Source organism: Sulfurimonas sp., assembly GCF_016744025.1.
Taxonomy (GTDB): domain Bacteria; phylum Campylobacterota; class Campylobacteria; order Campylobacterales; family Sulfurimonadaceae; genus Sulfurimonas.
Genome location: NZ_JADGFC010000046.1, coordinates 1 through 17,642, shown reverse-complemented (window position 1 = coordinate 17,642; position 17,642 = coordinate 1). Strand labels below are relative to the sequence as shown.

Annotated in this window: 18 protein-coding genes and 1 tRNA gene; 6 read left to right on the top strand and 13 right to left on the bottom strand. The window is 31.8% G+C overall.

Annotation, left to right across the window (positions count from 1 at the left end):
- Positions 1-291: 291 nt before the first annotated feature.
- Both uvrB and QZZ48_RS08240 read left to right on the top strand, forming a co-directional pair.
- Entirely contained in the window at positions 292-2,274 is a 1,983-nt protein-coding gene (uvrB, locus tag QZZ48_RS08245) for an excinuclease ABC subunit UvrB (RefSeq protein ID WP_294964223.1), read from the top strand.
- A gap of 12 nt (positions 2,275-2,286) precedes the next feature.
- Positions 2,287-2,847 carry a DedA family protein gene (locus QZZ48_RS08240; RefSeq protein ID WP_294964221.1) on the top strand — a complete coding sequence of 187 codons (561 nt, stop codon included), beginning with the start codon at positions 2,287-2,289 and terminating at the stop codon, positions 2,845-2,847.
- Between the two features lie 207 nt (positions 2,848-3,054).
- Here the strand turns inward: QZZ48_RS08240 and pckA are convergent, their stop codons facing one another.
- Positions 3,055-4,638 carry a phosphoenolpyruvate carboxykinase (ATP) gene (gene pckA / locus QZZ48_RS08235; protein ID WP_294964219.1) on the bottom strand — a complete coding sequence of 528 codons (1,584 nt, stop codon included), beginning with the start codon at positions 4,636-4,638 and terminating at the stop codon, positions 3,055-3,057.
- A 165-nt stretch (positions 4,639-4,803) separates the two neighbouring features.
- Here pckA and QZZ48_RS08230 point away from each other — a divergent pair.
- Positions 4,804-4,878 (top strand) — tRNA-Val (locus tag QZZ48_RS08230).
- Positions 4,879-4,909: 31 nt separating this feature from the next.
- Here the strand turns inward: QZZ48_RS08230 and QZZ48_RS08225 are convergent.
- The 3 genes from QZZ48_RS08225 to QZZ48_RS08215 form a co-directional block, all read right to left on the bottom strand.
- Entirely contained in the window at positions 4,910-5,245 is a 336-nt protein-coding gene (locus QZZ48_RS08225) for a hypothetical protein (RefSeq protein ID WP_294964217.1), read from the bottom strand.
- Positions 5,245-5,739: a hypothetical protein gene (locus QZZ48_RS08220; protein WP_294964215.1), complete on the bottom strand. Its 495-nt coding sequence runs from the start codon at positions 5,737-5,739 to the stop codon at positions 5,245-5,247. Before QZZ48_RS08220 ends, QZZ48_RS08225 begins: the two co-directional genes overlap by 1 nt.
- A 135-nt stretch (positions 5,740-5,874) precedes the next feature.
- Positions 5,875-7,026, bottom strand: coding sequence for an aminoacetone oxidase family FAD-binding enzyme (locus QZZ48_RS08215; protein WP_294964213.1), 1,152 nt, complete (start codon positions 7,024-7,026; stop codon positions 5,875-5,877).
- Positions 7,027-7,162: 136 nt separating this feature from the next.
- Between QZZ48_RS08215 and rimO the strand changes: the two genes are divergently transcribed.
- A complete protein-coding gene (rimO, locus tag QZZ48_RS08210) occupies positions 7,163-8,476 on the top strand; it encodes a 30S ribosomal protein S12 methylthiotransferase RimO (RefSeq protein ID WP_294964211.1) in 1,314 nt (437 codons plus the stop codon).
- Complete coding sequence (gene tilS / locus QZZ48_RS08205; RefSeq protein ID WP_294964209.1) at positions 8,469-9,470, top strand: tRNA lysidine(34) synthetase TilS; 1,002 nt, start codon at positions 8,469-8,471, stop codon at positions 9,468-9,470. Before rimO ends, tilS begins: the two co-directional genes overlap by 8 nt.
- On the opposite strand, the gene QZZ48_RS08200 is transcribed toward tilS, so the two are convergent.
- The 8 genes from QZZ48_RS08200 to QZZ48_RS08165 are packed head-to-tail and all read right to left on the bottom strand — an operon-like array spanning position 9,459 to position 14,995.
- Positions 9,459-9,992, bottom strand: coding sequence for a hypothetical protein (locus QZZ48_RS08200; protein WP_294964206.1), 534 nt, complete (start codon positions 9,990-9,992; stop codon positions 9,459-9,461). The genes tilS and QZZ48_RS08200 overlap by 12 nt on opposite strands.
- Positions 9,982-10,545 (bottom strand): hypothetical protein, encoded by a 564-nt coding sequence (locus QZZ48_RS08195; protein ID WP_294964204.1) that lies wholly within the window; start codon positions 10,543-10,545, stop codon positions 9,982-9,984. Before QZZ48_RS08195 ends, QZZ48_RS08200 begins: the two co-directional genes overlap by 11 nt.
- A complete protein-coding gene (locus QZZ48_RS08190) occupies positions 10,542-11,561 on the bottom strand; it encodes a hypothetical protein (RefSeq protein ID WP_294964202.1) in 1,020 nt (339 codons plus the stop codon). Before QZZ48_RS08190 ends, QZZ48_RS08195 begins: the two co-directional genes overlap by 4 nt.
- Positions 11,561-12,397: a tyrosine-type recombinase/integrase gene (locus QZZ48_RS08185; RefSeq protein ID WP_294964199.1), complete on the bottom strand. Its 837-nt coding sequence runs from the start codon at positions 12,395-12,397 to the stop codon at positions 11,561-11,563. Before QZZ48_RS08185 ends, QZZ48_RS08190 begins: the two co-directional genes overlap by 1 nt.
- A complete protein-coding gene (locus tag QZZ48_RS08180; protein ID WP_294964196.1) occupies positions 12,378-12,833 on the bottom strand; it encodes a hypothetical protein in 456 nt (151 codons plus the stop codon). The genes QZZ48_RS08185 and QZZ48_RS08180 overlap by 20 nt, the downstream gene beginning before the upstream one ends.
- Positions 12,823-13,446, bottom strand: coding sequence for a lysophospholipid acyltransferase family protein (locus tag QZZ48_RS08175; protein WP_294964195.1), 624 nt, complete (start codon positions 13,444-13,446; stop codon positions 12,823-12,825). The genes QZZ48_RS08180 and QZZ48_RS08175 overlap by 11 nt, the downstream gene beginning before the upstream one ends.
- Entirely contained in the window at positions 13,439-14,740 is a 1,302-nt protein-coding gene (miaB, locus tag QZZ48_RS08170; protein ID WP_294964193.1) for a tRNA (N6-isopentenyl adenosine(37)-C2)-methylthiotransferase MiaB, read from the bottom strand. The genes QZZ48_RS08175 and miaB overlap by 8 nt, the downstream gene beginning before the upstream one ends.
- A gap of 9 nt (positions 14,741-14,749) precedes the next feature.
- A complete protein-coding gene (locus QZZ48_RS08165; RefSeq protein ID WP_294964190.1) occupies positions 14,750-14,995 on the bottom strand; it encodes an HP0268 family nuclease in 246 nt (81 codons plus the stop codon).
- 206 nt (positions 14,996-15,201) lie between these two features.
- Between QZZ48_RS08165 and nusA the strand changes: the two genes are divergently transcribed.
- Positions 15,202-16,335: a transcription termination factor NusA gene (gene nusA, locus QZZ48_RS08160; RefSeq protein WP_294964187.1), complete on the top strand. Its 1,134-nt coding sequence runs from the start codon at positions 15,202-15,204 to the stop codon at positions 16,333-16,335.
- A gap of 154 nt (positions 16,336-16,489) precedes the next feature.
- Here nusA and QZZ48_RS08155 read toward each other — a convergent pair whose 3' ends face one another.
- The gene (locus QZZ48_RS08155) at positions 16,490-17,449 is read right to left on the bottom strand and encodes an ABC transporter permease (protein WP_294964225.1); all 960 of its coding nucleotides are present in this window, start codon (positions 17,447-17,449) and stop codon (positions 16,490-16,492) included.
- Between the last annotated feature and the right edge of the window lie 193 nt (positions 17,450-17,642).

Genomic DNA, 17,642 nt, shown 5'->3' with positions numbered 1-17,642 from the left:
CTTCTTATCTAACATCTATTCATAAACCACTAGCCTCAGCGAGTATATCTATTATTAGAAGTTTAATATTTCCTATCTTTTTTGTGAGTCTATTATCATATTTTTTTGGGTTAACAGGCGTTTATATTGCTCTTCCTTTTAGTGAAGTATTTACTTTTTTTATTGCAATTTATTTTTTTAAAAATAATTTGCCTAGAAGCACTTAATATTTTCATAACTCATTTTGATTACTTCCTTAAAAGAGCTTAATAAGGTAAACAAATAAATCAACTAGATGCTATAATTTCACTAATGAATAAAGATGTATTATTTAAAGTAAAATCAGAATATTCTCCTGCGGGAGATCAACCAACTGCTATCAAAGCCCTTAGTGATTCTATCAACCAAGGTAATCGTTATCAGACACTTGAAGGTGTTACAGGTAGCGGTAAAACCTACACTATGGCTAAAGTTATAGAGAATGTAAAGATGCCAACAATTGTTATGACTCATAATAAAACTTTGGCAGCTCAACTTTACTCTGAGTTTAGAAGCTTTTTCCCAGAAGCTCATGTTGAGTATTTTGTTTCTTACTATGATTATTATCAGCCTGAGGCATACATTCCTAGACAAGATTTATTTATAGAAAAAGATAGTGCTATAAATGATGAGTTAGAGCGTATGAGGTTATCTTCTACTGCAAATCTTCTCTCTTACGATGATGTTATTGTTGTAGCATCTGTATCAGCTAACTATGGTCTTGGTGACCCTGAAGAATACCTCAATATGGTTCAAGTCTTAGAAGTTGGTGACGAAATACCTCAAAAGAAACTTCTACTACGTTTAGTTGAAATGGGATACAGTCGAAATGACACTTATTTTGATACTGGTCATATTCGTGTAAATGGAGAAAGTTTAGATATTTATCCTCCATATTTTGAGCAAGAAGCTATCCGTATTGAGTTTTTTGGTGATGAAATAGAGGCTATTTATACCTTTGAACTTATTGATAATAAAAGACTAGAAGATCATAAACTGTTTACTATATATGCAACTTCTCAATTTAGTGTTAGCCAAGAAAAAATGGCAGTTGCTATTAAAAGAATAGAAGAAGAACTAGATGAGAGACTCGCATATTTTCAGTCTGCTGGAAAACTTTTAGAATATCAAAGGCTTAAACAAAGAGTTGAGTTTGACTTAGAGATGCTACAAACTACTGGAATGTGTAAAGGAGTTGAGAATTACTCAAGACTTCTTACAAATAAAAAACCAGGAGAAGCTCCATTTACACTGCTTGATTATTTCTCTCAAAGAAATCAAGATTATCTAGTCATAGTCGATGAGTCTCATGTTTCTCTTCCCCAGTATCGTGGAATGTACGCAGGAGATAGAGCTAGAAAAGATGTGCTTGTAGATTATGGTTTTAGACTTCCATCAGCTCTTGATAACAGACCTTTAATGGCTGATGAATACATCAATAAAGCTCCACACTATCTTTTTGTATCAGCGACACCTGCTCCATATGAATTAGAGATGTCTAGTGTTACAGCAAAACAAATTATTCGTCCTACGGGTCTCTTAGATCCAATACTAGAGATAAGAACATCCGATAATCAAGTTGAAAATATACACGATGAGATTAAAAAAATCACTCCCAAGAATGAAAGAGTTCTTATAACTGTTCTAACTAAAAAAATGGCAGAGGCTCTTACAAAATATCTTGCTGATTTAGGTATAAAAGTTCAGTATATGCACTCTGATATAGATACTATTGAGCGTAATCAAATAATACGAGCACTTAGACTTGGGGAGTTTGATGTTCTTATCGGAATAAATCTGCTTCGTGAAGGTTTAGACCTGCCTGAAGTTTCTCTTGTTGCAATCTTAGATGCAGATAAAGAAGGTTTTTTAAGAAGTGAAACTGCACTTATCCAGACAATAGGAAGAGGGGCAAGAAATGCAAATGGAAGAGTTATACTTTATGCAAATAAAATAACTAAATCTATGCAAAAAGCTATTGATACAACTACTTCAAGAAGAGCGATTCAAGAATCTCATAATAAGAAGCATGGAATAACACCAACTACTACTATTCGTAAGTTAGATGCCAACCTAAAAGTAGAAGATCATGGTGGTATTTACCAAAAACATAAAAAAATGGATAAGATGCCGGCATCAGAGAAGAAAGCTATAACAAAAGAGCTATCTTTAAAAATGAAAAAAGCAGCAAAAGAATTAAACTTTGAAGAAGCCGCAAGACTTCGTGATGAGATTATGAAAATAAAAAAACTTTAGGATAAAACAGATATGGAAGATACTTTTAGTAATTTAGCAACTTATGGATATATAGGACTTTTTCTTTACTCACTTGGTGGTGGATTTGTAGCACTTATAGGGGCTGGAGTACTCTCTTTTATTGGGGAAATGGACTTAAGTACATCAATAGCTATTGCTTTTATGGCAAATGCATTAGGTGATGTTTTACTGTTTTATATGGCACGTTACCAAAAGAGTATGATGATGGAAGGTCTTCGCAAACATAGACGTAAGTTAGCACTTGCTCATGTAATGATGAAAAAAAATGGTTCATGGATTATACTAATTCAGAAATTTATTTATGGAATTAAGACTCTAATCCCTATTGCTATTGGACTTACAAAATATGACTTTAAAAAGTTTGCAATAATAAATGTGTTAAGTTCTGGAGTTTGGGCTTTAGTATTTGGACTTGGAAGTTACTATTCTGGAAGTGCTTTAGTAAAATTTTCTGAAATAATAGGCGACAAACCTTGGATAGCACCACTTATTTTAGTATTTTTTGGTGGAGCTTTATGGCTCTATATGGAGAAAGCCACTAAAAAGAAATAACAATGAAAGGAGAATTATTCATATATATTTATGAACACTGGATTCTATTTTCATTGTTATCAATAGCTATAATTATTTTTTTCTATTTCTTTGATAAAAGAACAAATTAAATTAAAAGAGTGATGTAATTGTAAGGCGCGTAATGAGGAAGTGTGCTGTAGCACATGACGAATGTAGCAACGCAACAAGTGCATTGCTATTTTAAATTTAAGAACCTACTATTGGACCATAAGGAGCATAATCTATCTCTGCGCCTTCTTGGTATTTTTTATAATTAGCCACAAACATCTTAGCTAATTCATCTCTTGTGTTATCAAAAAGATCTTTATCTTCCCAAGCATTACGAGGGTTCAATATATCAGGTCTAATATCACCTAAAGTTGTTGGAACATTTAGTCTAAAAGTTTCAGTAGTATCAAACTCACTATTTTTAATAGTTCCATCTAATATAGCATTAATACAAGCACGAGTATCTTTAATACTCATTCTCTTTCCAACACCATAACCACCACCAGTCCAACCAGTGTTAACAAGATAAACATTTACACCATGTTCATCTATTTTTTCACCAAGAAGTTTTGCATAAATAGTTGGATGCAGTGGTAAGAAAGCCTCACCAAAACATGCAGAAAATGTTGCAACAGGCTCAGTAATACCACGCTCAGTACCAGCAACTTTTGCAGTATAACCACTTAAGAAGTAGTACATTGCTTGCTCTTTTGTTAGTTTAGATACTGGAGGTAAAACACCAAAAGCATCTGCTGTTAAGAAGATAATATTTTCTGGATGACCAGCCATTAAATCATCTTTATGATTTTGGATATGCTCTATTGGATATGAAACACGAGTATTTTCTGTTTTACTTCCATCTTCATAATCAACCTCACCTTCACCATACATTACTACATTTTCAAGTAAAGCATTAGTTCTAATAGCGCTGTAAATTTCTGGTTCACTCTTACCATCAAGGTTAATTACTTTAGCGTAACATCCACCTTCAAAGTTAAATACACCATGATTATCCCAACCATGTTCATCATCTCCGATAAGGGCACGATGAGGATCAGTAGAAAGTGTAGTTTTACCTGTTCCACTTAGTCCGAAGAAAAGTGCAGTATCACCATTTTTTCCAACATTTGCTGAACAATGCATTGGAAGTTTACCTTCAAGTGGTAACCAGTAGTTCATCATTGAAAAAATTCCTTTTTTCATCTCACCACCGTACCAAGTACCACAAATAATTGCCATATTGTTCTCAACATCAAAAAGTACGAATACCTCTGAGTTTAGGCCATGTTCTTTCCATTTATCATTTACAGCTTTACAAGCATTTAATACAGTAAAATCCGACTTGAATACTTCAAGTTCTGACTCAGTTGGACGAATAAACATGTTTTTAACAAAATGTGATTGCCAAGCTATTTCAGATACAAAACGCACTGATCTTTTTGAAGCTGCACTTGAACCACAAAAAACATCTGTTACATAAAGATCTTTACCTGAGAGTTGTTCTTGCGCTACTACAAGAAGTTCTGCAAAAATATCAGCAGAAACTTTTTTATTTACATCGCCCCAAGCAATATACTTGTTTGATGGATCGCAATCTACAAAGTATTTGTCTTTAGGACTACGACCAGTGAATATACCTGTGTCAACAGCCATAGCACCTTTATTTGTTTGAGCACACTCACCGTTCTCAAGTTCATGTTGTATCAATTCGTCATAACCTAGATTATGATGAATCTTACCAATGTTTTCTAATCCTAATTCTTCTAACTCAGTTAAATTCATAACTTACCTTCTGGGCACTTTTTTTAGTAAAGAAATTATACACTCAATAAACATAAATTAAATATAAATCCGTAGGCTAACTCAAGAAAAATAGTTTTAAGATTTCTTGGGTAAAATTATGCCCTAAGTTTACCTATATGTTTAGTATGCATAGTCTAACAATTCGCTCGATTAACTCAGTGGTAGAGTGCTTCCATGACATGGAAGAAGTCACTGGTTCAAGTCCAGTATCGAGCACCACTATTTACAACAAAAAATCATATAATCTTTTTTAAAATTTATATCTATTTTTCTTTCCACCTTGTTCAATCTGAACAGATGATTTTATAATATAAAGAGCAACTCCTGTCTTTTTATGAATTATTTTTTGATAAATCTCTTTTGAATTTCTTGGATCGTATCCAACTGCCTCAACCTTATCATTTTTATCTATAATTAGACACTCATTTGATATAGCATACGTACTAAGTTTCATACCATTATCAGCTTTTTGTAGAGGTGCTTTTTGTAATTGCATCACACTAGGACAAGCCAATGTTTTTTTCTTCATAATATCTGCATTTAAAGTGCCTAGAAGAAGAAAAAAAGATAATAATATATATCTCATTATAACTCCATTGGTAATTTAATAATAATACTTGCATACCCTGTTACAATATTATCAAAATCATATTTTGATGTACTTTCACTTTCACTAGAATTAAGACTCATAATTCTTGCTCCAATTTCAAAGTCAACACCATCACTTAAGTGTAAGTTAAACCCAATATCTCCACCCATATATGTACTATCAAGTGTTACAGTGTTTGTACTACTCTGATCGTTAAACTCCATATCAACAGTACCAGCATTTATACCTATAAACATATCTGTATCTTTTGAAAGATGAAACATATACTGAACTTCAATGCCGTAAGTACGCGCATAATCAAATTCTGGGGCGTCAAACACTCTTGTACTTAAAAATGTTCTGTAATTATCTATTTCTGATCCCACTTTTAAACCAAAATGACTAAGGCTAATAGTTTCTTTTTTTGTTGTTACTCCACTATCTATTTGTTCATAATCAAGATTACTAAATCCTGCTTCTAGACCAATCAATGGATAATCCGTTAATTATGCTGCAAGTGGCGACGATAGTAACATAGCAGTTAATATTACTTTTTTTAATGTTTTGTTCATAACACATCCTTGTATTTAACATTATTTTGGCCTTCCTTACTCTTTGAAAAAAGGCTAAGGCAACATATTAATCTCTCTAGCACAAATAACACCACTGCTAAATGCCCATTGGAAGTTATAACCTCCAAGTTCTCCTGTTATATCGACAACTTCACCTATAAAGTGTAATTTTTTTATATCCTTTGATTCTAAGGAATTATTTGACAGTTCATTAGTATCAACTCCCCCTCTACATACTTCTGCTTTTGTGAAACCAAAGTTTCCCGCAGGAGCAAATTCGTAATTATGTATAAGTAAAAGTTTTTCTTTTACTTCTGGAGTTAATTTTTTACATTCTATATCTTTAACATCTAAAGCTTTTAAAATTGCTACAGAAAGTCTTTTAGGGAGAGGGATAATGGAACTAACAAGTTTTTTACTTCCCTTGGTTAAATCTAGTATATTATGACTTGGAAGAAAGTCTATTGATATATTTCCTTTTCTCCAATACAAAGATGCAGATAATACAGCAGGTCCACTAATACCTTTATGTGCAAATAATAGATCTTCATTCAAGATTTTATCTTCCACTTTTATATTTACATAACAGCTCAGTCCACTTAACTCTTTCATCCAAAACTGATCTTTTTGAACTGTTAGCCCAACGAGAGCTGGAGTAAATTCTTTGACATTAATTGAAAAACTTTTTGCGATTTTCAATCCAATATCACTAGCACCAAGAGTTTTAAAACTTTTGCCACCAGTTGCTACAACAACTCTTTTTGCTTTTATAGTTGTTTTGTTTGTTTTAATTTCAAAGAGTTCATCTTTTTTTAGAAGTTCTATTATCTCTGTATTTAAAATAAGCTCTTGATGATTAGTTAGTTTTTTTAAAATATTTATAATTTCATCAGAAGAATTTTTACAAAAGTAATAACGATTTTTTCTTATCACAGGACTTAAAGAATTATTTTGCAAAAACTCTAATAAATCATCTTTAGAAAATCTATTCAAGATATTACTAACTAACTCTGAATCACCATCAAAATTGTTTTCACTAACACTAACATTTGTTATATTACACTTTCCACCACCTGAAACCTTTAGTTTCTTGGCAACCTTAGAGTTAATATCAACAATTCCTACACTCATTTTTTTACTTAACTGGGAGGCACACATCAAGCCACTAGCACCTGCTCCTAAAATTAAAACATCATATATTTTCATGCCGTGATTATACTACAGACTATCTGAACTATATCTATACACTTGCTCTAAAAATTAATGTAGTAAAGCTAAATTTTACAAGAATAGAAATTCTAGATTTGGATATAATTACGAAAAATATTTAAAAGTAGTAATAATGAGCAACAAACTTCATATAGTCTCTCTTGGCTGTACAAAAAACCTTGTCGATACGGAAGTAATGATGGGTAAACTTCAAAACTTCGAACTAACAGATTCAGAAGATGAAGCAGATGTAATCATAGTAAACACTTGTGGTTTCATAGATGCAGCAAAAGAAGAATCAGTAAACACTGTTCTAAGTCTTCATGACGCAAGAAAAGAGGACTCAGTTCTAGTAATGGCTGGTTGTCTTAGTGAGAGATACAAAGAAGAATTAGCGACTCAGATGCCAGAAGTAGATATTTTTACTGGTGTTGGTGATTACGACCATATAGACGAACTTCTTAAAGAGAAAAAGAGTCGTTTTTCTGATGAAGTTTTTTTAATAGATGGAAGTGAGAGAGTTGTAACAGGCTCTACTTACCACGCTTATATAAAGCTATCTGAGGGTTGTAACCAAACTTGTAGTTTTTGTGCTATTCCTTCTTTTAAAGGAAAACTAAACTCTCGTAACTTAGATTCAATTGCAAAAGAGGTAGAAGGTTTAGTTGCTAAAGGCTATTACGACTTTAGCTTTGTTTCTCAAGATAGTTCTTCATTCCTTAGAGATCAAAATATCAAAGATGGACTTAGTTTACTTATCCAAAGAATTGAACTTATAGATGGTGTTAAAAGTGCTAGAATCCTTTACTTGTATCCTTCAACTACTACTATTTCACTTCTAAAAAATATAGCAAAAAGTGAAATATTCCACAATTACTTTGACATGCCTATACAACATATAAACGATGACATGCTTCGTATGATGAAACGTGGTTTTGGAAAAGAAAAAACAGTAGAACTTTTAGACTTTATGCGTTCACTGCCAAACTCTTTTGTAAGAACTAGTTTTATCGTTGGACATCCTGATGAAACAGAAGAAATGTTTGAAGAGATGTGTGAGTTTGTATCTTCATTTGGTTTTGATAGAATCAACGTTTTTTCTTACTCTGATGAAGAAACAACTCCTGCATATGACATGAGTAATAAGATATCTGATGAGCTTATTGCATCTCGTGCACAAACGCTTGGTGACATTGCATCTGAGTGTACTCAAAAATCACTAGAAAATGAAGTAGGCAAAGAGATAGAGCTTATCATTGATTGTGAAAGTGACGAGCATGAGTATCTTCTTAGTGCAAGAAAAACTATTTGGGCACCAGAAATTGACGGTGAGATTTATGTGAATGATAGAACAAGTGATGAAGAACTAAACTTTGCTAAAATCTATAAAGCCAAAATTACCGAACTTGCAGGAAACATTCTAACTGCTACAGTAGACAATGCTTGAAACATCGTCGTTAGGAGTACTAAAAAATAAAAAAAACCTTCTAGCATTCTCAGGAGGAGCAGACTCAACTGCCCTCTTCTTTCTTCTTTTAAAACAAAACATCAATTTTGATATTGCCATTGTTAACTATAACCAAAGACTACAGAGCATCCAAGAAGTAGCTTATGCAAAAGAGTTGGCATCTAAGTATAACTTAGAATGTCATACCCATGTATCTACAAAAATTAGCAAAAACTTTGAATCAAAAGCAAGAGAGATTAGATATGAGTTTTTTGAAAAATTGATATCATCTCATAGTTATGAAAATCTTTTAACCGCTCATCATCTTGGAGATAGATTTGAATGGATGTTAATGCAGTTATGTAAAGGCGCAGGTTGTGCAGAAATAGCTGGTATGAAGAAGGTTCAAGTAAGAAATTTATACACCCTTGTTCGCCCTCTTTTGCATCTAGATAAACAAGAGTTATATGCTTATCTTGACAAAGAAAAAAGAAAATACTTCGAAGATGAGACTAACTTAGATGAAGAGATAAAGAGAAACTCATTTAGACATAATTACTCCAACCCCCTCTTAGATAAATATCTCAAAGGTATTAAGAAAAGTTTTGAGTATATAGATGAAGATAGACAAACTTTAATTCCTGAAGCACAAATTAATCATATCAAAGATTTAAGCTACTTTAAAAGCTTAAAAAACACTAGAGCCGATATATTTACCATAGATAAGATTTTGAAATCAAAACTGTATATGTTAAGTGCAAAAGATAGAGAGTTACTAAAGGAGAGTAAAAGTCTTATTGTAGGTAGAAAATTTATAGTTTGCATAAACGGAGACTTTATCTTTATAGTTGCTTATTCAAAAGAAACGTCTAAAACAAATATGACTAGTGAGTTTAAAGATAAATGTAGAATATTAAAAATAGAGCCTAAACTTCGTCCATTTTTATTTCAAAATAAAGAAGTATTTGAAGAAGTAAAAAACCTACTTAACTGAGGCTTTTTGAGTTGAGTATACTCTCATAGTAAATGATGAAGTAATTAACTCATGGTCTCTCTTAAAGTTTATAGGAAAGTTAATCCCAATAACCCAATCGCCTTTATTTATAGAGTCCAAAAACGCGTAAAAACTTTGTGGAGAGTTTATAGATGAAGTTGTATTTACTTCATATACAGCGAATTCATCTTCATTTTCTAAGGGTTTCTTTTTAGATAACTTGAGTGTTGTAAAATGTAGGCTATGTTGTTTTTCAAACCTCTCACTATTAAAGGAATTGTCAAAAGCTGTAATACTGTGAGCATTCTCAGATTGTAATTCTTTTAACTTATCTAGAGTTGAGATACTAAAATCTTCATATCTTCTAACTTCCATACGATCTTTATTTAGTAAATTTCTTTGTTCTCTGTACTCTTTTCCTTTTGGAATTAATACACTAAATGAAAATATAAGAACAAATATAAGTAAAAATATAGATAAAGAGAGTAGATAAATACTTTGTCTTGATATACTAATTTTCATTATCTAACTCCTCTTTCATCTCACTTTTAGATGAAGTAAGCGCTAACTCATCTTCATCTATATAGTTAGTAGATACAAAAGTTAACCATCCATTCGCTGCTGGATAGAAGCTACTATAAGTTCTATGAAATATAGAACGAAGAGGGGCTTGTAACATAAAATTGTATATATCCTTATTTGGAGTAATACCATATAAAATAAGTCCATTTTCAAGTAGAGAGGCCTCTGATAATGTAATTCTTTGTGGCACTAAATCAAATAAATTTGCTATGGAATCTTTTAAAACTGTATTTTTAGTATTAATTCTTTCATAAAGCAATGCCTCTTTTTCTATAAAGGTTATTTGAGCTTTCATCTTAGTAATTCCAGCTTCTAAATCAGCTCTTTTTTCAATAATCTCTTGAGTATTTTGTGAAAATCTGTAGTCTTTAAAAACTAGAAATGTATATGTTAACATGAGCATAAAAATGGTAATACTAAAAAAACTAAAAAGTAATTGCAGCTCAGATGAAAAAACACTCTTTTTTCTTGGTTTTATATAACTATATTTCATTTTAAGTCTGCCTTTGCCAACTCACAAACTTCAGCACCTAAATCTAATTGTCTAATAAAAACATTCAAAAACATCTCTTCTTCTAAGTATCTTTTTAAATCCCCACTCACACTTATAGCATCTGCAACATAAACATTCTCTACAAATTTACTCTCATATTTATGATCTTTATAAAACCTATTTATAGAACTTTGAATCAGAGAATATCTTTGATAATCTTCATTGAAACCACTTACATCTTCAACAGAGGTTTCTTCATATTTATCTGAAAAATCTTCTTCATGTTCTGTTTCTGCAAATTCATCTATATCATCTAAAGTATCTAAATCTTCAATATCACCAAAATCATCTAGTCCTTCTATATCACTCATAGAATCCATGGCATCTACATCATCTAAATCTATGCTTCCATCTAAGTCAAGGTCTATATCATCATCACCAGACTCATCCATAAGCATCTCATCATGATCATCACCATGTTCCATATCAATATGATCACCATACAAAAGCCTAGAGTTATCAAACACACTAATAGTTATATAATTATCTTCTAAAAGGATATAAAGAGCTAAAGTGCTGTCTATCTTATCTTTAAAAAAGTGTGCCAAAACAGTAAATGGGGAAAAAATAAAATCTACACCTATATCAGCGTAATTATATTTTATGATATCTAGGTTTGATTTAGAAGTAAAATAAGTCCACTCATTTGAATGGCAGATATATTTTGATGATGTCATATCGTTAAATCTGGACATCTCTTTACTTGAACAGGTTGGAATTGCACCTTGTGCATCTGAAGTATCTAAAATTGAAATATAATGAAATGGAGATTCTGAGGTAAAAGAATTTATATATTCACACATTTTATTACTGAGTTCAGTAGTGTTAAAAGTCTCTGAGTCACTTTTAAGAACAGCTTTTTTACTGCACTCTTCTATATATACTATACTTTGCGAACGCTGAACAACAATATTGACAAATACTTTATGATATAAAGCTTCAAAAAGCTTAGCCATCACTGCTCATCTCCACAAAGGGGATGTGCTTTGTTATAGTTCTGTTGTTTCAATGCACTACCTAATTTTGTATATATTTGTGTTGTTGCCATACTTGAATGACCAAGTAGTTCACTTACGTCAGCTATTGGAGCACTACTGTTAAGAAGTGCTGTTGCATAAGAGTGACGAAGCTGATGAGGCGTGACTTTTAGTCCTACTCTTTTAAAGACTTTATTAACTGTATATCTTAGACTGTTTTCGCTTAATCTTTCATCATTTGCTTCAAAAAGAAATATCTTTGGAGAATTATTTGACAAATATTCATCTATTATTGCTCTTGTAGTATTTAAGAGTGGTACATCTCTATGTTTGTTTCCCTTACCTAAAACTCTAACCCACTCATCAGAGATGTCACTTAATTTTAAAGATGAAAGCTCCGAAATTCTTAAACCTAAAGTATATAACATAGTTACAAGCAACTTCTCGTAAAACTCTGAATGCTCAAGTGCTTCAAGTATATGTTTATGAGATATTGGTTTAGGAAGTGTTTTAGCAACCTTCACACTTTCATCTGCTTTTAAAGATGCTTTCATTTGATTATCATTTAAAAACTTTACAAAAGTTCTAATTGCACTTAGTTTTTTACTTATTGTTTTTGGATTTAGTTGCGAAATTTTTATACGATAAGGCATTAAATTAATCGTAATCTGATTTTCTTCTTCTAGTATTTCTACATATTCTAAAGCTTCTATTATCGCTTCATCGTAGCTTTTGATGGTTAGATCAGAATAACCTCTGAATTTTTCTAAAGATTGTAAAAAATCTACTTTTTTGCTATTTATTAACTTTTTCAAGTAGTTTCTCAAAATTATCGTGATATCTTGCTGCATCATCAACTAAGTCACGCTCAGTTATAACACTTGGAGCAAGTTTTATGTATGAACCTATCATAATGTGACACATAGTTCTTATCTTAGCCTTATCAGCGTCTGAAATAGTATCGTGGGTAGCTATTTGATTTATATCATTCATATATTTTTTAGCTTCATCATTATATGCAACATATTTTAATGAGGTAATTGACTGAGCCATAATTGTTGATGCCATACGATTGTACAGATCAATACTAAATGCTTCTTTTGCAAGACTAAGAGCTAATTTATAATCACCTATTTCATAGTAATATTTTGCTTTTAGTGATTTTTCATAAGATGGATTTATTAAAAAATATCCACCCATTGTGACTAACATTAAAAAAGCTATACTTGGAATCAATACTCTAGATCTCATAATCGTCTAACCTCTCTTTTAACAAAGTTCTTGCATCTTCAAAAGACATATCACTTATGTCTAAAGGCTCAGTTGCATAAAAATGAATTGTACCGAAAGGTTTTGGAACAATAAATTTATCCCAACTATTTAGTTGCCAAAATTTTGTAGGTCTTGTTCTAAGCAACATTACTTTTGCTTTAGTTTTTTGAGCTATAACTATTATACCATCAGCAACTTCATGTCGCGGACCTTTTGGCCCATCTGGCGTAATACCTATGTCATATCCTGTTTTGATGCTCTTCATCGCCTGAATAAGGACTCTAGCTGCATTTTTATTTGAAGAACCCGCGATAGTATCTAAACCAAAATATTTTACAGTTTTTGAAATCAGTAAACCATCAAAGTGAGGTGATATTAGAACATTAGCATGTGGTATTTTTCTGTAACGAAAGTATACATAAGGAAGCATCAAAAGTTCACCATGCCAACAAGCAAATATAGTTGGTTTATCTTCTATATTTTCTGGGGCATGATATACTTTTTTGTTAGTGAGATAAAGGATTCTAATAAAAAGAGATGCAATAAAGGGTAGAAAAAGTAGAGCAAGATAACGAAAAATCTTCTTACGCAACTACTTCACCTGTTAAAATTGTTCTTCCAATAGAAGTTATCTTAACATTTCTAAATTGACCTAAAAGCTCATCAGAACCTTTTACTTTTATAACTATATTATTATCACTTCTACCACTTATATAGTAGTCTTTTATAAGCTCTTCAAAGTAAACTCTATAAGTCTTACCAAGTGATGTAGCATTTATTTCATCTACAATTTCAGTGTTAAGAGTTTGAAGCCTTGTAAGTCTATCAGACGCAATTTCTTCATCAATAGTGTTTGTAAAAAACTCAGCTTCTGTCTCAGGACGAGCTGAATATTTAAAAGAAAAGATTTGGTTAAATCTAACTTTTTTCATAACATCTATAGAATCTTCAAAATCCTCATCACTCTCACCTGGAAAAGCAACGATAATATCAGTAGATATACTAACTTTTGGACACTCTGCGCGAAGTTTTTCTACACGATTTAAGAACCACTCTTTAGAGTAACCTCTTTTCATATCTTTTAAAACTTTTGTTGAACCACTTTGAAGTGGCATATGCATTGATTTACATATTTTTGGGTTACTCGCAAACTCTTCAATAAACTCATCATCCATATGAAAAGGATGAGGAGATGTGAAACGAATACGCTCTAAACCTTCGATTTTAGAAAGTCTTCTAAGTAGTTTTGCAAAGTTTACTTTTTCATGTTTACCAGAGAAACGTCGCCCATAGTTATTTACATTTTGTCCTAAAAGGAAAATCTCTTTTGCCCCATGTTTTACCGCTCTCTGGGCTTCATTTACTATAAGATTATCAGGTATGGATATTTCTTCACCACGAGTTTTTGGAACGATGCAGTAAGTACATGACTTATCACAACCCATAGAAATATTTATAAAAGCTTTGTACGGAGATGTTCTAAAATCTTCATATGCAAATTCACTCTCATCATAATTGATATCTATCTCTACCGCTTTATCTTTGTGTAAAATCTCTGTTATCTTAGATACATTTCTAGCACCTAAAACAAAATTCACATATGGAGCTCTTTTTATAATTTCTGCACCAAGATGCGAAGCTGTGCAACCACATACTCCTATCTTTGCAGAAGGTTTTTTCTTTTTGTTAAAAACACCAAGTTCTGAGAAAAGTTTAGAGACTGGTTTTTCTCTAACTGAGCATGTATTTATCAAAATAAGGTCAGCTTCTCTAAAGTCATCAATAGCTTCATAACCCTCTTTCTCAGTCAACTGAGCAATCATATGCTCAGAGTCACGAGAGTTCATAGCACAACCTAGAGTCTCAATAAATAACTTTTTACTCATTTATTATCTCTAGCTAATAATGTGTACTTGGTACATATATTCACTGTCAGAAAGTCCAAACTTCACTTCACTCATATAGAAACTCTTACCTTTTTCTTCAAAATAATCTTGAAGTTCTAATAGGTCTTTGTGAGAGTTTTCTCTGTCGAAGTAAAAAATCATACTTCCTTCTTTTTCAACGATTGCTTCGATTTTTTCTAAATCAGCTTTTTTTGGCTTTGTTTCAATATCTGTTCTGGCAAATTTTAAATCCATAGTTTTTCCTTAATTTTTTCGTTAAATGAATGAGACGTCTTCATTTATGAGATTTTATTTTTACTATATAAAAGTCTTGCATTGTATACAAAATCTGCTAAAAGTCATATTAAAGTTAGTTTCGCTATAATTTCACACTTCATAAGAAATCCCAACAACTTTTACAACTGTTTTTTATGAGATTACCTTAAATAGGACAAATAATTATGGAAAAAATATTAGATATTGTAGATGCAATTGCACATGAAAAAGGTCTTCAACCAGAGAAAGTACTAGAGGCTCTTAAAACTGCTTTTGTTCAAACTGCTAAAAGAGTTATTGATAGAAATTTTGCTTTTGAAGCAAATATTGATCAAAATACAAAAAGTATAGAAATTGTTCAAACTATTACTGTAGTAGCAGATGAGGATGAAAAACTTCAAGATGAAGAAGTAGCTCCTGCTTATATATCTATTACAGATGCTAGAGAGTATGATGACCAAGTAGAACTTGATGATCAGTTACAAATTCCTCATGATTTAGAAGAATATGGAAGAACAGGTGCTTCTCAACTTCATAGAGAAATAGAATTTCATATTCAAAGATTAGTTGAAGATGAACTTTTCAACAAATATAAGTCAAAGATAGGAACACTTGTAACAGGTCGTGTTACTAGTGTTGACTCTCATAATGCTACATATATAGAAGTAGATGAAGTTCGTGCTGTATTACCAATGAAAAGCCGTATTAAAGGTGAAATATTTGTAAAAGGCGATCATTTAAAAGCTGTAGTTCGTCGTGTAAATATGGACAAAGAAAATGGTATTCAAATAGAACTTTCACGTACATCACCTAAATTTTTAGAAGAACTTTTAGCTCTAGAAGTTCCAGAAATTGGAGATGGTACTGTTATTGTTGAAAGAAGTGCTCGTATTCCTGGAGAGAGAGCTAAAATTGCTCTTTTAAGTACTCATCCTCAAGTAGATGCCGTTGGTGCAACAGTTGGTGTTAAAGGTGTTCGTATTAATGCTGTTAGCCAAGAGCTAATCGGTGAAAATATTGACTGTGTAGAGTACACAACTATTCCAGAACTTTTTATATCTCGTGTTATGAGTCCTGCTATTATTTCTCATGTTGAGATTGTAAAAAATGAAGATGGAGATGCTGAAAAAGCTATCATCACTCTTCCAATCGATCAAAAATCTAAAGCAATCGGTAAAAGCGGAATAAATATTCGTCTTGCATCTATGCTTACAGGTTTAAATATAGAACTTGTTGAAAATGACACTGTTACTACAGAAGATGGTGAAATTGAAGAAGCTAAAGATGGTGTTGACGCTCTAGAGGCACTGTTTAATTAGTCCAAACAAAGGAACACAAATTCCTTTGTTGCGCTAAGTCCACTAAAGCTTTGCCTCTATCGAGGCAGAGTCTATCTTTTTATTGAATTTTATAAAACTTAATAGTACATGACGAGCAAAGAAACGCAGCAAATGCGTCACTATTTTAAGTTTTTTATCCGCGTTTCATGTAAGGGTTTAATTTTAATAGTACTAAATCTGCAATCATATTCCCCAATAACGTTAAAAAAGAAGTTATCATTAAAGTACCCATTATTATCGGGTAATCTCTACTTAAAGCACTCATAAAAAATAGTTGTCCCATTCCTTCAATACCAAAAATAGACTCTAAAATAACACTCCCTCCAATTAGTCCAGGAAGAGAAAGACCCAGAAGTGTGATAATAGGAGGGAGAAGATTTGGAAATATATAATAACGAAGCAGTTTCTTTTTACTGAGTCCTCTTGAGAGTGCAAAATAGTAATAATCACTTTTTAGTATTTCTAAGGTTAAGGAACGAATATATATTATCATACTTCCTAGTCCAACAAATATCATAACACCAATTGGTAAAACAAGATGCCAAGCCATATCTGTATAGTATGCAAAACCTATTTTTTCTTCAATAGAGTGAAGACCTGCTATTGGGAAAAGACCTAAATTAAGAGATAAAAAGATTATAAATAGAAGTGCTAGATAAAAAGATGGCATAGAAAAAGATATTAGAGATATTTGACGAATAATATAGTCGGTTTTTTTCTCATACTCTAGGGCTGCTTTAACACCTAAATATAATGAAAGTGCAAAAACTACTATAAGTGCTGTTATATTCATAATTAGTGTAATAGGAAGACGTTTTAGTATCTCTGCGCTGACATCTTGCCCACTCACAAAAGAAATTCCAAAGTTTAAAGTTAGAATATTCTTTACCCAGTCAGCATATTGGCCAAGAAGAGATTTATCAAGCCCATAAACAGCTTTTAACTGCTCTATTGCTTCTTTAGTCATATTAGGATTTAATTCACCAGCGGCAAAAAAACTATTTGGCGCTGCATGAATTGCTAAAAAGGATATAACTGATATAAGAAACAACATAAAAAAAAGATAAAAAAGTTTTTTTGATAGTATTAACATAAGAAAGATTATATCGAAATTCAACTCCCTAAAACAGGAAAAAGGGAGTTAAATATTTTTAAAATGAGTAAGTAGCAGTTAGTGAATATTTATTTATCTTGTGCACCTACATTTACATATAATGCACCTAAAGTCAACTCATCATTAATAGCATAATCAGCAGTAACATTAAGTTCAGTTTCTGTATTTGAAG

What these genes read in the sequence shown, in the direction of transcription:
- uvrB (WP_294964223.1), top strand. Translation starts at nt 292, where the DNA reads ATGAATAAAGATGTATTATTTAAAGTAAAATCAGAATATTCTCCTGCG.
- QZZ48_RS08240 (WP_294964221.1), top strand. Translation starts at nt 2,287, where the DNA reads ATGGAAGATACTTTTAGTAATTTAGCAACTTATGGATATATAGGACTT.
- pckA (WP_294964219.1), bottom strand. Translation starts at nt 4,638, where the DNA reads ATGAATTTAACTGAGTTAGAAGAATTAGGATTAGAAAACATTGGTAAG.
- QZZ48_RS08225 (WP_294964217.1), bottom strand. Translation starts at nt 5,245, where the DNA reads ATGAGATATATATTATTATCTTTTTTTCTTCTTCTAGGCACTTTAAAT.
- QZZ48_RS08215 (WP_294964213.1), bottom strand. Translation starts at nt 7,026, where the DNA reads ATGAAAATATATGATGTTTTAATTTTAGGAGCAGGTGCTAGTGGCTTG.
- rimO (WP_294964211.1), top strand. Translation starts at nt 7,163, where the DNA reads ATGAGCAACAAACTTCATATAGTCTCTCTTGGCTGTACAAAAAACCTT.
- tilS (WP_294964209.1), top strand. Translation starts at nt 8,469, where the DNA reads ATGCTTGAAACATCGTCGTTAGGAGTACTAAAAAATAAAAAAAACCTT.
- QZZ48_RS08200 (WP_294964206.1), bottom strand. Translation starts at nt 9,992, where the DNA reads ATGAAAATTAGTATATCAAGACAAAGTATTTATCTACTCTCTTTATCT.
- QZZ48_RS08195 (WP_294964204.1), bottom strand. Translation starts at nt 10,545, where the DNA reads ATGAAATATAGTTATATAAAACCAAGAAAAAAGAGTGTTTTTTCATCT.
- QZZ48_RS08190 (WP_294964202.1), bottom strand. Translation starts at nt 11,561, where the DNA reads ATGGCTAAGCTTTTTGAAGCTTTATATCATAAAGTATTTGTCAATATT.
- QZZ48_RS08180 (WP_294964196.1), bottom strand. Translation starts at nt 12,833, where the DNA reads ATGAGATCTAGAGTATTGATTCCAAGTATAGCTTTTTTAATGTTAGTC.
- miaB (WP_294964193.1), bottom strand. Translation starts at nt 14,740, where the DNA reads ATGAGTAAAAAGTTATTTATTGAGACTCTAGGTTGTGCTATGAACTCT.
- QZZ48_RS08165 (WP_294964190.1), bottom strand. Translation starts at nt 14,995, where the DNA reads ATGGATTTAAAATTTGCCAGAACAGATATTGAAACAAAGCCAAAAAAA.
- nusA (WP_294964187.1), top strand. Translation starts at nt 15,202, where the DNA reads ATGGAAAAAATATTAGATATTGTAGATGCAATTGCACATGAAAAAGGT.
- QZZ48_RS08155 (WP_294964225.1), bottom strand. Translation starts at nt 17,449, where the DNA reads ATGTTAATACTATCAAAAAAACTTTTTTATCTTTTTTTTATGTTGTTT.